Source organism: Cronobacter malonaticus LMG 23826 (genome assembly GCF_001277215.2).
GTDB classification, from domain to species: Bacteria; Pseudomonadota; Gammaproteobacteria; order Enterobacterales; family Enterobacteriaceae; genus Cronobacter; species Cronobacter malonaticus.
This window is the reverse complement of the sequence record NZ_CP013940.1, coordinates 219,312-231,482: the sequence shown is the minus strand read 5'-3', so window position 1 is coordinate 231,482 and position 12,171 is coordinate 219,312. Positions and strand designations below refer to the sequence as shown.

Annotated in this window: 25 protein-coding genes; 1 reads left to right on the top strand and 24 read right to left on the bottom strand. The window is 51.1% G+C overall.

From position 1 onward, the window contains the following. Position 1 precedes the first annotated feature (1 nt). The 21 genes from rplO to rpsJ all read right to left on the bottom strand — a co-directional run bounded on the left by rplO (position 2) and on the right by rpsJ (position 9,167). Positions 2 to 436 (bottom strand): 50S ribosomal protein L15, encoded by a 435-nt coding sequence (gene rplO / locus AFK66_RS01095; protein ID WP_004388618.1) that lies wholly within the window; start codon positions 434 to 436, stop codon positions 2 to 4. A gap of 3 nt (positions 437 to 439) precedes the next feature. Continuing rightward, positions 440 to 619, bottom strand: coding sequence for a 50S ribosomal protein L30 (gene rpmD / locus AFK66_RS01090; protein ID WP_001140434.1), 180 nt, complete (start codon positions 617 to 619; stop codon positions 440 to 442). A 6-nt stretch (positions 620 to 625) separates the two neighbouring features. Continuing rightward, on the bottom strand, positions 626 to 1,126 hold the full coding sequence (rpsE, locus tag AFK66_RS01085) for a 30S ribosomal protein S5 (RefSeq protein WP_004388617.1): 501 nt from the start codon (positions 1,124 to 1,126) through the stop codon (positions 626 to 628). A gap of 14 nt (positions 1,127 to 1,140) precedes the next feature. After that, the gene (gene rplR, locus AFK66_RS01080; RefSeq protein ID WP_000358956.1) at positions 1,141 to 1,494 is read right to left on the bottom strand and encodes a 50S ribosomal protein L18; all 354 of its coding nucleotides are present in this window, start codon (positions 1,492 to 1,494) and stop codon (positions 1,141 to 1,143) included. A 9-nt stretch (positions 1,495 to 1,503) separates the two neighbouring features. Further along, a complete protein-coding gene (gene rplF / locus AFK66_RS01075; protein ID WP_004388616.1) occupies positions 1,504 to 2,037 on the bottom strand; it encodes a 50S ribosomal protein L6 in 534 nt (177 codons plus the stop codon). 12 nt (positions 2,038 to 2,049) lie between these two features. Beyond that, positions 2,050 to 2,442, bottom strand: coding sequence for a 30S ribosomal protein S8 (gene rpsH / locus AFK66_RS01070; protein ID WP_007702493.1), 393 nt, complete (start codon positions 2,440 to 2,442; stop codon positions 2,050 to 2,052). A 33-nt stretch (positions 2,443 to 2,475) separates the two neighbouring features. Continuing rightward, complete coding sequence (rpsN, locus tag AFK66_RS01065; protein WP_004388614.1) at positions 2,476 to 2,781, bottom strand: 30S ribosomal protein S14; 306 nt, start codon at positions 2,779 to 2,781, stop codon at positions 2,476 to 2,478. Positions 2,782 to 2,795: 14 nt separating this feature from the next. Continuing rightward, entirely contained in the window at positions 2,796 to 3,335 is a 540-nt protein-coding gene (gene rplE, locus AFK66_RS01060; RefSeq protein WP_004388613.1) for a 50S ribosomal protein L5, read from the bottom strand. 14 nt (positions 3,336 to 3,349) lie between these two features. Then, the gene (rplX, locus tag AFK66_RS01055) at positions 3,350 to 3,664 is read right to left on the bottom strand and encodes a 50S ribosomal protein L24 (RefSeq protein ID WP_000729185.1); all 315 of its coding nucleotides are present in this window, start codon (positions 3,662 to 3,664) and stop codon (positions 3,350 to 3,352) included. 10 nt (positions 3,665 to 3,674) lie between these two features. Further along, entirely contained in the window at positions 3,675 to 4,046 is a 372-nt protein-coding gene (gene rplN / locus AFK66_RS01050; protein WP_004388611.1) for a 50S ribosomal protein L14, read from the bottom strand. Positions 4,047 to 4,211: 165 nt separating this feature from the next. Then, positions 4,212 to 4,466 carry a 30S ribosomal protein S17 gene (rpsQ, locus tag AFK66_RS01045; protein WP_000130100.1) on the bottom strand — a complete coding sequence of 85 codons (255 nt, stop codon included), beginning with the start codon at positions 4,464 to 4,466 and terminating at the stop codon, positions 4,212 to 4,214. Then, entirely contained in the window at positions 4,466 to 4,657 is a 192-nt protein-coding gene (gene rpmC, locus AFK66_RS01040) for a 50S ribosomal protein L29 (RefSeq protein ID WP_004388609.1), read from the bottom strand. Before rpmC ends, rpsQ begins: the two co-directional genes overlap by 1 nt. Further along, positions 4,657 to 5,067, bottom strand: coding sequence for a 50S ribosomal protein L16 (rplP, locus tag AFK66_RS01035; RefSeq protein WP_004388608.1), 411 nt, complete (start codon positions 5,065 to 5,067; stop codon positions 4,657 to 4,659). Before rplP ends, rpmC begins: the two co-directional genes overlap by 1 nt. A 12-nt stretch (positions 5,068 to 5,079) precedes the next feature. Next, a complete protein-coding gene (rpsC, locus tag AFK66_RS01030) occupies positions 5,080 to 5,781 on the bottom strand; it encodes a 30S ribosomal protein S3 (RefSeq protein ID WP_004388607.1) in 702 nt (233 codons plus the stop codon). A 17-nt stretch (positions 5,782 to 5,798) separates the two neighbouring features. Beyond that, positions 5,799 to 6,131 (bottom strand): 50S ribosomal protein L22, encoded by a 333-nt coding sequence (rplV, locus tag AFK66_RS01025; protein WP_023897873.1) that lies wholly within the window; start codon positions 6,129 to 6,131, stop codon positions 5,799 to 5,801. Positions 6,132 to 6,144: 13 nt separating this feature from the next. Next, positions 6,145 to 6,423, bottom strand: a complete 279-nt coding sequence (gene rpsS / locus AFK66_RS01020) for a 30S ribosomal protein S19 (protein WP_001138115.1) — start codon at positions 6,421 to 6,423, stop codon at positions 6,145 to 6,147. Between the two features lie 16 nt (positions 6,424 to 6,439). After that, a complete protein-coding gene (gene rplB / locus AFK66_RS01015; RefSeq protein WP_000301864.1) occupies positions 6,440 to 7,261 on the bottom strand; it encodes a 50S ribosomal protein L2 in 822 nt (273 codons plus the stop codon). Positions 7,262 to 7,278: 17 nt separating this feature from the next. Further along, positions 7,279 to 7,581: a 50S ribosomal protein L23 gene (rplW, locus tag AFK66_RS01010; RefSeq protein WP_004388606.1), complete on the bottom strand. Its 303-nt coding sequence runs from the start codon at positions 7,579 to 7,581 to the stop codon at positions 7,279 to 7,281. Further along, positions 7,578 to 8,183, bottom strand: coding sequence for a 50S ribosomal protein L4 (rplD, locus tag AFK66_RS01005; protein WP_000424395.1), 606 nt, complete (start codon positions 8,181 to 8,183; stop codon positions 7,578 to 7,580). The genes rplW and rplD overlap by 4 nt, the downstream gene beginning before the upstream one ends. A 10-nt stretch (positions 8,184 to 8,193) precedes the next feature. Beyond that, positions 8,194 to 8,823 (bottom strand): 50S ribosomal protein L3, encoded by a 630-nt coding sequence (gene rplC / locus AFK66_RS01000; RefSeq protein ID WP_007681261.1) that lies wholly within the window; start codon positions 8,821 to 8,823, stop codon positions 8,194 to 8,196. A 32-nt stretch (positions 8,824 to 8,855) separates the two neighbouring features. Next, the gene (gene rpsJ / locus AFK66_RS00995; RefSeq protein ID WP_001181005.1) at positions 8,856 to 9,167 is read right to left on the bottom strand and encodes a 30S ribosomal protein S10; all 312 of its coding nucleotides are present in this window, start codon (positions 9,165 to 9,167) and stop codon (positions 8,856 to 8,858) included. A gap of 380 nt (positions 9,168 to 9,547) precedes the next feature. Between rpsJ and AFK66_RS00990 the strand changes: the two genes are divergently transcribed. Continuing rightward, a complete protein-coding gene (locus tag AFK66_RS00990; protein WP_007778697.1) occupies positions 9,548 to 10,015 on the top strand; it encodes a prepilin peptidase in 468 nt (155 codons plus the stop codon). A gap of 3 nt (positions 10,016 to 10,018) precedes the next feature. Here AFK66_RS00990 and bfr read toward each other — a convergent pair whose 3' ends face one another. The 3 genes from bfr to tuf all read right to left on the bottom strand — a co-directional run bounded on the left by bfr (position 10,019) and on the right by tuf (position 12,118). Continuing rightward, on the bottom strand, positions 10,019 to 10,495 hold the full coding sequence (gene bfr / locus AFK66_RS00985) for a bacterioferritin (protein ID WP_007778699.1): 477 nt from the start codon (positions 10,493 to 10,495) through the stop codon (positions 10,019 to 10,021). A 65-nt stretch (positions 10,496 to 10,560) separates the two neighbouring features. After that, the gene (gene bfd, locus AFK66_RS00980; RefSeq protein ID WP_007702510.1) at positions 10,561 to 10,755 is read right to left on the bottom strand and encodes a bacterioferritin-associated ferredoxin; all 195 of its coding nucleotides are present in this window, start codon (positions 10,753 to 10,755) and stop codon (positions 10,561 to 10,563) included. 178 nt (positions 10,756 to 10,933) lie between these two features. Then, positions 10,934 to 12,118 carry an elongation factor Tu gene (gene tuf, locus AFK66_RS00975; protein WP_007872666.1) on the bottom strand — a complete coding sequence of 395 codons (1,185 nt, stop codon included), beginning with the start codon at positions 12,116 to 12,118 and terminating at the stop codon, positions 10,934 to 10,936. Positions 12,119 to 12,171 lie beyond the last annotated feature (53 nt).

Sequence of the window (12,171 nt, the reverse complement as noted above, 5' to 3'; positions counted from 1 at the left end):
CTTATTCCTCGATTTTACCGCCAGCAGCTTCGATAGCAGCACGAGCGCCTTTAGTTACACGCAGGCCACGAACAGTTACCGGACGAGTAACTTCACCAGCCAGAATCACTTTCGCGAATTCAATCTGGATGCCGATAATGTTTGCCGCTTTCAGCGTGTTCAGGTCTACTACGTCGCCTTCTACTTTAGCCAGATCAGACAGACGAACTTCTGCAGTGATCATTGCTTTACGAGAAGTAAAACCGAATTTCGGCAGACGACGGTACAGAGGCATCTGACCGCCCTCGAAACCGCGACGTACGCCACCGCCAGAACGAGATTTCTGACCTTTGTGACCACGACCACCGGTTTTACCGAGGCCAGAACCGATACCACGACCCAGGCGTTTACCCGCCTTTTTGGAGCCTTCGGCCGGAGACAGAGTATTTAAACGCATCTCTTACTCCTCAACTTTAACCATGAAGGAAACCGCGTTGACCATACCGCGAACAGCAGGAGTATCCTCGCGCTCAACGGTGTGACCAATACGACGCAGACCCAGGCCAAGCAGCGTTGCCTTGTGTTTCGGCAGACGACCGATTGCACTGCGGGTTTGAGTGATTTTAATAGTCTTTGCCATGGTCAATTACCCCAGAATTTCTTCAACGGATTTACCACGCTTGGCAGCGACCATTTCCGGGGACTTCATGTTGGCCAGGCCATCAATAGTCGCACGAACCACATTGATCGGGTTGGTGGAACCATAGGCTTTAGCCAGAACGTTATGAACCCCAGCGACTTCCAGAACGGCGCGCATTGCACCACCGGCGATGATACCGGTACCTTCGGAAGCCGGCTGCATGAATACACGAGAACCCGTGTGAGCACCTTTAACCGGGTGCTGCAGGGTGCCGTGGTTCAGCGCGACGTTAATCATATTGCGACGAGCTTTTTCCATCGCTTTCTGGATCGCTGCCGGAACTTCGCGTGCTTTACCGTAACCAAAACCAACGCGGCCGTTGCCATCACCCACTACAGTCAGAGCGGTGAAGCTAAAAATACGACCACCTTTTACGGTTTTAGATACGCGGTTTACCGCGATCAGCTTTTCCTGCAGTTCGCCAGCTTGTTTTTCGATGTGAGCCATCTTACACCTCTACCTTAGAACTGAAGGCCAGCTTCACGGGCAGCATCTGCCAGTGCCTGGACACGACCATGATATTGGAAACCAGAGCGGTCAAAAGAAACATCTTTGATGCCTTTTTCCAGCGCTCGCTCAGCAACAGCTTTACCAACTGCGGCAGCGGCGTCTTTGTTTCCAGTGTACTTCAGTTGCTCAGCGATAGCTTTTTCTACAGTAGAAGCGGCTACCAGAACTTCAGAACCGTTCGGGGCGATTACCTGTGCGTAAATATGACGCGGGGTACGATGTACCACCAGGCGGGTCGCACCAAGCTCTTTGAGCTTGCGACGTGCGCGGGTCGCACGACGGATACGAGCAGATTTCTTATCCATAGTGTTACCTTACTTCTTCTTAGCCTCTTTGGTACGCACGACTTCGTCGGCGTAACGAACACCCTTGCCTTTGTAAGGCTCAGGACGACGGTAGGCGCGCAGGTCAGCAGCAACCTGGCCGATCAGCTGTTTATCAGCGCCTTTCAGCACGATTTCAGTCTGAGACGGACATTCTGCAGTGATACCCGCAGGCAGCTGATGATCAACAGGATGAGAGAAACCCAGAGACAGGTTTACTACATTCCCTTTGATCGCTGCACGATAACCTACACCAACCAGCTGCAGCTTCTTAGTGAAGCCTTCGGTAACACCGATAACCATTGAATTCAGCAGGGCACGCGCGGTACCAGCCTGAGCCCAACCGTCTGCGTAACCATCACGCGGACCGAAAGTCAGAGCGTTATCTGCATGTTTAACTTCAACAGCATCGTTGAGAGTACGAGTCAGCTCGCCGTTTTTACCTTTGATCGTGATAACCTGACCGTTGAGTTTTACATCAACGCCGGCAGGAATAACGACCGGTGCTTTAGCAACACGAGACATTTTTTCCTCCGATTAGGCTACGTAGCAGATAATTTCGCCACCAAGACCAGCCTGGCGCGCTGCACGATCAGTCATAACACCTTTAGAGGTAGAAATAACCGCGATACCCAGGCCGGCCATAACTTTCGGCAGCTCATCTTTTTTCTTATAGATGCGCAGACCAGGGCGGCTGACACGCTGAATGCTTTCTACAACAGCTTTACCCTGGAAGTACTTAAGAGTTACTTCCAGTTCCGGCTTGGTGTCGCCTTCAACTTTAAAATCTTCAATAAAACCTTCTTCCTTCAGCACGTTGGCGATTGCCACTTTCAGCTTGGAGGAAGGCATGGTGACCGCAGCTTTGTTCGCGGCCTGACCGTTACGGATACGGGTCAGCATATCCGCGATCGGATCTTGCATGCTCATCTGTCTTTACTCCCGTGATTCAATTGGTGACAATTACCAGCTAGCCTTTTTCAGACCCGGGATTTCACCGCGCATAGCGGCTTCACGGACCTTGATACGGCTCAACCCGAACTTCCGCAGGAAAGCGTGCGGACGACCAGTTTGACGGCAGCGGTTACGCTGACGAGACGGGCTGGAATCACGCGGCAGAGTCTGCAGCTTCAGAACAGCGTTCCAACGATCTTCGTCGGAAGCGTTCACATCAGAAATGATCGCTTTCAGTTCAGCGCGTTTAGCGAAGTATTTTTCAGCTAAAGCTACGCGCTTTACTTCGCGTGCTTTCATTGATTGCTTAGCCATGAAGTAACCCTACCTTACTTGCGGAACGGGAAGTCAAAGGCAGCCAGCAGAGCACGGCCTTCTTCATCAGATTTCGCAGTAGTGGTAATGGTAATATCCAAACCACGAACGCGATCGACTTTGTCATAGTCGATTTCCGGGAAGATGATCTGCTCACGGACACCCATGCTGTAATTGCCACGACCGTCGAAAGACTTAGCGGACAGGCCGCGGAAGTCACGAATACGCGGTACAGCAATAGTGATCAGGCGCTCAAAGAACTCCCACATGCGTTCGCCACGCAGAGTTACTTTACAGCCGATCGGATAGCCCTGACGGATTTTGAAGCCTGCAACAGATTTGCGTGCTTTGGTGATCAGCGGTTTTTGACCGGAGATTGCTGCCAGGTCAGCTGCTGCGTTGTCCAGCAGTTTCTTGTCAGCGATCGCTTCACCAACACCCATGTTCAGGGTGATCTTCTCGACCCGAGGGACTTGCATGACAGAATTGTAGTTGAACTGAGTCATCAGTTTTTTAACTACTTCGTCTTTGTAGTAATCATGCAGTTTCGCCATCGTACTACTCCAAATTACTTGATAGTTTCGCTGTTAGACTTGAAGAAACGGACTTTTTTGCCGTCTTCGAATCTAAAGCCTACACGGTCAGCCTTGCCGGTTGCCGCATTGAAGATTGCAACGTTGGAAACCTGAATAGCAGCTTCTTTTTCAACGATGCCACCCGGTTGGTTCAGGGCCGGAACCGGCTTCTGATGTTTCTTAACCAGGTTGATACCTTCAACAATGACCTTGCCGGAAGACAGGACATTTTTTACTTTACCGCGCTTACCTTTATCTTTACCGGTTAACACGATAACTTCGTCATCACGACGGATTTTCGCTGCCATGATTCGCTCCTTAGAGTACTTCTGGTGCCAGAGAGATGATTTTCATAAACTTCTCAGAACGAAGTTCACGAGTTACCGGCCCAAAAATACGCGTACCGATAGGCTGCTCGCTGTTGTTGTTCAGAAGAACACAAGCATTGCCATCGAAGCGAACGACAGAACCGTCAGGGCGACGAACACCCTTCTTGGTGCGCACCACTACCGCCTTCAGCACATCACCTTTTTTAACTTTACCGCGCGGAATTGCTTCCTTGATGGTAATTTTGATGATATCGCCGACGCCTGCGTAGCGACGGTGCGAGCCACCCAGAACCTTGATACACATTACGCGACGCGCGCCGGAGTTGTCGGCGACGTTCAGCATAGTCTGTTCTTGGATCATTTCAGTGCTCCGCTAATGTCAACTACTACTTCGGGACCTAACTTCAGGTCGTTAAAAATCCCCATAATCGAGGGCGCGGCATTATAACACCGCTCACAGGATATGGGTAGAAAAAATAAACGGCTCATCGCTGAGCCGTTTATTCTGTTAGAGAGCGCTACTCTATTACAGAACCGCTTTCTCTACAACGCGAACCAGCGTCCAGGACTTAGTCTTGGACAGCGGACGGCATTCGCGGATTTCAACCACGTCACCGATACCGCATTCATTGTTCTCGTCATGTACGTGCAGTTTGGTCGTACGCTTAATGAATTTACCGTAGATCGGGTGTTTCACAAAACGCTCGATGGCAACAACAATGGATTTCTCCATTTTGTCGCTAACAACGCGACCTTGCAGAGTACGGATTTTATCGGTCATTACGCACCCGCCTTCTCAGTCAGTAAAGTCTTAACGCGTGCGACATCACGACGCACTTGCTTCAACAGGTGAGTCTGTTGCAGCTGGCCACTTGCAGCCTGCATACGCAGGTTGAACTGCTCGCGCAGCAGGTTAAGCAGCTCGGTGTTCAGCTCTTCAACACTCTTCTCACGCAGCTCTTTTGCTTTCATTACATCACCGTCTTAGTTACAAAGGTGGTTTTAATCGGCAGTTTCGCTGCTGCCAGCTTGAATGCTTCACGGGCCAGCTCTTCCGGCACACCGTCCATTTCGTACAGGACTTTACCCGGCTGAATCAAGGCAACCCAATACTCCACGTTACCTTTACCTTTACCCATACGCACTTCCAGCGGCTTCTCGGTGATCGGTTTGTCCGGGAATACACGGATCCAGATCTTACCCTGACGCTTAACTGCACGGGTCATTGCACGACGTGCTGCTTCGATCTGACGGGCAGTCAGACGACCACGGCCAACAGCTTTAAGACCGTAAGTGCCGAAGCTAACATCCGTACCCTGCGCCAGACCACGGTTGCGGCCTTTGTGCACTTTACGGAATTTTGTACGCTTTGGTTGTAACATCAGCGACGCTCCTTATTTACGGCCTTTACGCTGCTGCTTTTTCGGTTGAGCAGCCGGTTTTTCCGGTTGTTCAACAGCAGCCATACCACCAAGGATCTCACCTTTGAAGATCCACACTTTAACGCCGATTACACCGTAAGTGGTGTGCGCTTCGGAGGTGTTGTAGTCGATGTCAGCGCGCAGAGTGTGCAGCGGAACGCGACCTTCACGGTACCATTCGGTACGTGCGATCTCAGCGCCGCCCAGACGGCCGCTAACTTCAACTTTGATACCTTTAGCGCCCAGACGCATGGCGTTCTGTACAGCACGCTTCATAGCACGACGGAACATAACACGACGTTCCAGCTGAGAAGTGATGCTGTCAGCAACCAGTTTTGCGTCCAGTTCAGGTTTACGAACTTCGGCGATATTGATCTGTGCAGGCACGCCAGCGATATCCGCTACGCCCTTACGCAGTTTTTCGACGTCTTCACCTTTCTTACCGATAACGATACCCGGGCGAGCAGTGTGAATGGTTACACGGATGCTTTTAGCCGGACGCTCGATAACGATACGAGATACAGACGCTTTAGCCAGTTCCTTGTTCAGGTACTGACGAACTTTAAAGTCGCTGTCCAGGTTGTCAGCGAATTCTTTGGTGTTCGCGAACCAGGTAGAGTTCCATGGTTTTACAATACCCAGGCGAATACCATTAGGATGTACTTTCTGACCCATTGCTAGTCTCCAGAGTCTCAGCGATCGGACACAACCACAGTGATGTGGCTGGTGCGCTTCAGAATGCGATCTGCACGACCTTTCGCACGCGGCATAATGCGTTTCATGCTCGGGCCTTCGTCTACGAAAATTTTCGTGACTCTCAGATCGTCAATGTCAGCGCCATCGTTGTGTTCAGCGTTAGCAATGGCAGATTCCAGGACTTTCTTAACCAATACAGCCGCTTTCTTATTGGTGTAGGTCAGAATATCCAGAGCCTGCGACACTTTCTTACCGCGGATCAGGTCAGCCACCAGGCGAACCTTCTGAGCAGAAGAACGAGCATGGCGATGTTTAGCGATAGTTTCCATCTCTTCCTCCTACTTATTTCTTCTTGGCTTTTTTATCAGCCGCGTGACCGCGATAAGTACGGGTCGGTGCGAATTCACCCAGTTTGTGACCAACCATTTCGTCGGAAACAAAGACTGGAACGTGCTGACGACCATTATGGACAGCGATGGTCAAACCGATCATGTTTGGAAAGATCGTTGAACGACGGGACCAAGTGCGCAGGGGCTTCTTGTCACCGCTTTCCACCGCTTTCTCTACCTTCTTCAGCAAGTGCAGGTCAATAAAAGGACCTTTCTTGAGAGAACGTGGCATGGCTTATCCTCTAAAATTATTTGCTACGGCGACGTACGATGAATTTATCAGTACGCTTGTTGCTGCGGGTCTTCTTACCTTTGGTCTGAACGCCCCACGGAGTTACCGGGTGCTTACCAAAGTTACGACCTTCACCACCACCATGTGGGTGATCCACCGGGTTCATCGCCGTACCGCGAACGGTAGGACGAACACCACGCCAGCGTGCAGCACCTGCTTTACCCAGAACGCGCAGCATATGCTCAGCGTTACCAACTTCGCCCAGAGTCGCGCGGCAGTCAGCTTCCACTTTACGCATTTCGCCAGAACGCAGACGCAGGGTGACATAAGCACCGTCACGAGCAACGATCTGAACATAGGTACCAGCAGAACGCGCCAGCTGACCGCCTTTACCTGGTTTCATTTCTACGTTGTGAACAGTAGAACCAACCGGGATGTTGCGCATCGGCAGGGTGTTACCTGGTTTGATTGCAGCATCAACGCCAGACTGAATCTGGTCGCCAGCTTTCAGGCCTTTAGGGGCCAGGATGTAACGGCGCTCGCCGTCTTTGTACAGAACCAGCGCGATGTTCGCGGAGCGGTTCGGATCGTACTCAAGACGTTCAACAACTGCCGGGATACCGTCTTTGTTGCGTTTGAAGTCAACAATACGGTAGGCCTGTTTGTGACCACCACCGATGTGACGAGTGGTGATACGGCCATTGTTGTTACGACCACCGGATTTGCTGTTTTTTTCCAGCAACGGAGCAAAAGGTTTGCCCTTGTGCAGCTCAGGGTTAACCACTTTAACAACGTGGCGACGACCCGGAGATGTCGGTTTACATTTAACAACTGCCATTGTATTACTCCTCCGACTTACTCAGCGCCGCCGATGAAGTCCAGATTCTGGCCTTCTTTCAGGGTGACGTAAGCTTTTTTCCAGTCGCTACGACGACCGATACGCTGTCCGTGACGTTTAACTTTCCCTTTAACTACCAGGGTGTTAACGACTTCGACTTCGACTTCAAACAGTTTCTGCACAGCAGCTTTGATTTCTGCTTTAGTCGCGTCTTTAGCAACTTTGAGAACGATGGTGTTGGTTTTTTCCATCGCAGTAGACGCTTTTTCAGAAACGTGCGGTGCGCGCAGCACCTTCAGCAGACGTTCTTCACGAATCATGCCAGCATCTCCTCAACTTGCTTAACAGCATCAGCAGTCATTACGACTTTGTCGAAGGCGATCAGGCTAACCGGGTCGATACCTGTAGCATCGCGTACGTCAACCTTGTGCAGGTTACGTGCGGCCAGGAACAGGTTTTCGTCCAGTTCACCGGTGATGATCAGCACATCTTCCAGAGCCATGTCTTTCAGTTTCTGTGCCAGCAGCTTGGTTTTCGGCGCTTCTACAGAGAACTTCTCGACAACGATCAGACGATCCTGACGTACCAGTTCGGACAGGATGCTTTTCAGCGCGCCGCGGTACATCTTTTTGTTAACTTTTTGACTGTGGTCCTGCGGACGCGCAGCGAAGGTTACGCCACCAGAGCGCCAGATCGGGCTCTTGATGGAACCAGAACGCGCACGGCCGGTACCTTTCTGGCGCCACGGTTTTTTACCGGAGCCAGTTACTTCAGCACGGGTCTTCTGAGCACGAGTACCCTGACGAGCACCAGCTGCGTAAGCAACTACAACCTGGTGTACCAGCGCTTCGTTGAAATCACGACCGAAGGTAGTTTCGGAAACAGTCAGCGCGCTCTGCGCGTCTTTCAGTACTAATTCCATTGCTATCTCCTCACGCCTTCACAGCTGGTTTAACGATCAGGTCGCTACCGGTTGCACCCGGGACAGCACCTTTAACCAGCAGCAGGTTGCGCTCAGCGTCAACACGTACTACGTCCAGGCTCTGAACGGTTACACGTTCGTTACCCAGCTGACCTGCCATTTTCTTGCCTTTGAATACTTTGCCCGGAGTCTGGTTCTGACCGATGGAACCCGGAACGCGGTGAGACAAGGAGTTACCGTGGGTAGCGTCCTGGGTACGGAAGTTCCAGCGCTTAACGGTACCGGCGAAACCTTTACCTTTAGAGGTGCCAGTTACGTCAACTTTTTTAACTTCAGCAAACAGCTCAACGCTAATGCTCTGACCTACGGTGTATTCTTCGCCATCAGCGAGACGGAATTCCCACAGACCACGGCCAGCTTCTACGCCAGCTTTAGCGAAGTGACCCGCTTCCGGCTTGGTTACGCGGTTAGCTTTTTTAGCACCGGTGGTAACCTGCACAGCGCGGTAGCCGTCGTTAGCCAGGTCTTTAACCTGAGTAACGCGGTTTGCTTCAACTTCGATTACGGTTACTGGGATAGAAACGCCTTCTTCAGTGAAGATGCGGGTCATACCCACTTTTTTACCGACTAAACCAATCATTGTTTCAACCTCTCAATCGCTCAATGACCTGATTAACCCAGGCTGATCTGCACGTCTACACCGGCAGCCAGATCCAGACGCATCAGAGCATCAACGGTTTTCTCGGTTGGCTCAACGATGTCAACCAGACGCTTGTGAGTGCGGATTTCGTACTGATCGCGCGCGTCTTTGTTAACGTGCGGGGAGATCAGAACGGTAAAGCGCTCTTTGCGGGTCGGCAGCGGGATCGGACCACGGACTTGCGCACCAGTGCGCTTAGCAGTCTCGACGATTTCCGCGGTTGATTGATCGATCAGACGATGATCAAACGCTTTCAGGCGGATACGGATTCTTTGGTTCTGCATGAGACCAGAGCTCCAATTATTTTATAGACGAAAATGATTACTCCTCGAACCCATTACGATTGATGGGAGAGTGTAATCGTTCTTACGTAGCTCCCCGATTGGGAGCATTGTTTGATAGCCAAAAAGAAGCTATCAGGGTTCATATCGAACCAGCCGTCATTAATGACAAGCCCGCGCATTATACGTAAATCTGACGAGGACGCAAGCAATGATTAGAAATTAAACATTCTTTCGTACCGTCTCGCAGTCCCGTGTATCACGCCAGTGCTTCGCATTTTTCTTCTGGAAAACCACACGCATTATTGAATGAAGTAGATTTATCGTAACTGCTGGAAAGCGTATTTTACGGTGTTATAAGTGGCGCAATTCAGGGAAGAAAAATGGTCGCGATATGGATCTCAGCATATGTGCTGTTAAACGCAGGGCTCGTGATTAAAGATATTCGTGATGGTCTGCTACCTGACCGTCTCACCTGCCCTCTCCTGTGGATGGGTCTTTCTTACCATCTCATATTTGCGCCACAGCATCTGGCGGATGCCGTCGCCGGGGCGTTGGTCGGATACCTTCTATTATGTTTTTTCTACTGGGCTTATCGTTTTCTGCGTGGTTATGAAGGGCTGGGATATGGCGATGTGAAATTCTTAGGTGCCCTGGGCGCCTGGCACGGTTGGCAGTTACTTAGTCTGTTGCTAATCATTGCATCTGTAATGGGTCTTATAGCTGCGTTTGTTGTCTGTCAGATAAAAGGCAAAGCTCCCTTACGTAAAACCCCGCTACCTTTTGGGCCATGTCTGGCGGCAGCGGGGCTGATATGCAGCGTCTTTACATTCCAGGTAGCAAATCTTTGAAGGCTAGCTTTGCTCTTTAATCTGAGACTGAATGTAGTTTTGCAGGCCAATTTTACCGATAAGATCCAGTTCAGTTTCCAGCCAGTCAATATGGTGCTCTTCGTCCTCAAGGATTTTTATCATGATGTCCCTGCTGACGTAGTCATGAATAGAATCGGCGTAGGCGATGGCCTCGCGAAGGTCTTTCGCGCCCTCCATCTCAAGATTGAGATCGGAGCGCAGCATTTCTTCTACGTCTTCACCAATGTGTAACTTGCCCAGGTCCTGAAGGTTGGGGATCCCCTCAAGAAAGAGAATACGCTCAATATAAATATCGGCGTGCTTCATCTCATCAATGGATTCATGATACTCAACGTCGTTGAGGCGCATAAGGCCCCAGTTCTTGAACATTCTTGCATGGAGAAAGTACTGATTGATTGCGACAAGCTCGTTTCCCAATAATTCATTGAGATAATTTATTATCTTGATATCACCTTTCATTTTGCTTCCCTCCGCTTCCACTACATGAAGCGTAGATGGGTTGGCGAGGAAGTCAAAATCTCTGGCTACGCAATTTCCTGGTACTCCGGAATTTGCATCAGTTCATCCTGCATAATTTCTCGCGCCGCACGGACGCATTTACCGCACTGATTACCGATTGGCATAAATTTACGAAGCTGCTGGAAGGACTGGGGATGATGCTGGCGAACCGCCTGCCGTATTTTTTTATCGCTGATACCGTTACACAAACAAACGTACATGATGACTCCCGTTCAGTTTATGCACAGAGTGTAAATGAGAATGGTTATGGTTACAACGAGACTGGAGCAGTCTTTTATGATGCGGAAAAGGCTTATTCAGCGGCAAACCATGTTTTCAAACTACTTTTCCTTATAAAACAAAAAGGGCGCCGAAGCGCCCTTTTCAATTCTGTAGCAATTAGCCGAGAACTTTAGCAACCACGCCCGCGCCAACGGTACGGCCGCCTTCGCGGATTGCGAAACGCAGACCGTCATCCATCGCGATCGGGTGGATCAGGGTAACAACCATTTTGATGTTGTCGCCCGGCATTACCATCTCCACGCCTTCCGGCAGTTCGATGGTGCCAGTCACGTCAGTTGTACGGAAGTAGAACTGCGGACGGTAGCCTTTGAAGAACGGAGTGTGACGGCCGCCTTCGTCTTTGGACAGAATGTACACTTCAGATTCGAACTTGGTGTGCGGCTTGATGGAGCCCGGCTTAGCCAGTACCTGACCACGTTCGATTTCTTCACGTTTGATACCACGCAGCAGAACACCTACGTTCTCGCCCGCACGGCCTTCGTCCAGCAGTTTGCGGAACATTTCAACGCCGGTACAGGTGGATTTCGCGGTGTCTTTGATACCCACGATTTCAACTTCTTCACCAACCTTGATGATACCGCGCTCTACACGACCGGTAACAACGGTACCACGACCGGAGATGGAGAATACGTCTTCGATCGGCAGCAGGAACGGCTTGTCAATCGCGCGCTCCGGTTCCGGGATGTAGGAATCCAGGTGACCAGCCAGCTCGATGATTTTCGCTTCCCACTCTGCGTCGCCTTCCAGCGCTTTCAGAGCAGAGCCACGAACGATCGGGGTGTCGTCGCCCGGGAAGTCGTACTGAGACAGCAGCTCACGCACTTCCATCTCAACCAGTTCCAGCAGCTCTTCGTCATCAACCATGTCGCATTTGTTCAGGAACACGATGATGTACGGAACGCCTACCTGACGACCCAGCAGGATGTGCTCACGGGTCTGCGGCATCGGGCCGTCAGTCGCAGCAACAACCAGGATAGCGCCGTCCATCTGAGCAGCACCGGTGATCATGTTTTTCACGTAGTCGGCGTGGCCCGGGCAGTCAACGTGCGCGTAGTGGCGGGTCGGGGTGTCATATTCAACGTGAGAGGTGTTGATGGTGATACCACGAGCTTTTTCTTCCGGCGCGTTATCGATCTGGTCGAATGCACGAGCAGAACCACCGTAGGTTTTCGCCAGAACGGTAGTGATGGCAGCGGTCAGGGTAGTTTTACCATGGTCAACGTGGCCGATAGTACCGACGTTGACGTGCGGTTTTGTACGTTCAAATTTTTCTTTAGACACGGCTATATTCCTTACTATAGTGCCCCCTCGCCGAGAGGGCACGGGACTTTGGT

Coding starts and splice junctions, on each gene's coding strand:
- rplO (WP_004388618.1), bottom strand. CDS start 436: ATGCGTTTAAATACTCTGTCTCCGGCCGAAGGCTCCAAAAAGGCGGGT.
- rpmD (WP_001140434.1), bottom strand. CDS start 619: ATGGCAAAGACTATTAAAATCACTCAAACCCGCAGTGCAATCGGTCGT.
- rpsE (WP_004388617.1), bottom strand. CDS start 1,126: ATGGCTCACATCGAAAAACAAGCTGGCGAACTGCAGGAAAAGCTGATC.
- rplR (WP_000358956.1), bottom strand. CDS start 1,494: ATGGATAAGAAATCTGCTCGTATCCGTCGTGCGACCCGCGCACGTCGC.
- rplF (WP_004388616.1), bottom strand. CDS start 2,037: ATGTCTCGTGTTGCTAAAGCACCGGTCGTTATTCCTGCCGGCGTTGAT.
- rpsH (WP_007702493.1), bottom strand. CDS start 2,442: ATGAGCATGCAAGATCCGATCGCGGATATGCTGACCCGTATCCGTAAC.
- rpsN (WP_004388614.1), bottom strand. CDS start 2,781: ATGGCTAAGCAATCAATGAAAGCACGCGAAGTAAAGCGCGTAGCTTTA.
- rplE (WP_004388613.1), bottom strand. CDS start 3,335: ATGGCGAAACTGCATGATTACTACAAAGACGAAGTAGTTAAAAAACTG.
- rplX (WP_000729185.1), bottom strand. CDS start 3,664: ATGGCAGCGAAAATCCGTCGTGATGACGAAGTTATCGTGTTAACCGGT.
- rplN (WP_004388611.1), bottom strand. CDS start 4,046: ATGATCCAAGAACAGACTATGCTGAACGTCGCCGACAACTCCGGCGCG.
- rpsQ (WP_000130100.1), bottom strand. CDS start 4,466: ATGACCGATAAAATCCGTACTCTGCAAGGTCGCGTTGTTAGCGACAAA.
- rpmC (WP_004388609.1), bottom strand. CDS start 4,657: ATGAAAGCAAAAGAGCTGCGTGAGAAGAGTGTTGAAGAGCTGAACACC.
- rplP (WP_004388608.1), bottom strand. CDS start 5,067: ATGTTACAACCAAAGCGTACAAAATTCCGTAAAGTGCACAAAGGCCGC.
- rpsC (WP_004388607.1), bottom strand. CDS start 5,781: ATGGGTCAGAAAGTACATCCTAATGGTATTCGCCTGGGTATTGTAAAA.
- rplV (WP_023897873.1), bottom strand. CDS start 6,131: ATGGAAACTATCGCTAAACATCGCCATGCTCGTTCTTCTGCTCAGAAG.
- rpsS (WP_001138115.1), bottom strand. CDS start 6,423: ATGCCACGTTCTCTCAAGAAAGGTCCTTTTATTGACCTGCACTTGCTG.
- rplB (WP_000301864.1), bottom strand. CDS start 7,261: ATGGCAGTTGTTAAATGTAAACCGACATCTCCGGGTCGTCGCCACGTT.
- rplW (WP_004388606.1), bottom strand. CDS start 7,581: ATGATTCGTGAAGAACGTCTGCTGAAGGTGCTGCGCGCACCGCACGTT.
- rplD (WP_000424395.1), bottom strand. CDS start 8,183: ATGGAATTAGTACTGAAAGACGCGCAGAGCGCGCTGACTGTTTCCGAA.
- rplC (WP_007681261.1), bottom strand. CDS start 8,823: ATGATTGGTTTAGTCGGTAAAAAAGTGGGTATGACCCGCATCTTCACT.
- rpsJ (WP_001181005.1), bottom strand. CDS start 9,167: ATGCAGAACCAAAGAATCCGTATCCGCCTGAAAGCGTTTGATCATCGT.
- AFK66_RS00990 (WP_007778697.1), top strand. CDS start 9,548: ATGGTCGCGATATGGATCTCAGCATATGTGCTGTTAAACGCAGGGCTC.
- bfr (WP_007778699.1), bottom strand. CDS start 10,495: ATGAAAGGTGATATCAAGATAATAAATTATCTCAATGAATTATTGGGA.
- bfd (WP_007702510.1), bottom strand. CDS start 10,755: ATGTACGTTTGTTTGTGTAACGGTATCAGCGATAAAAAAATACGGCAG.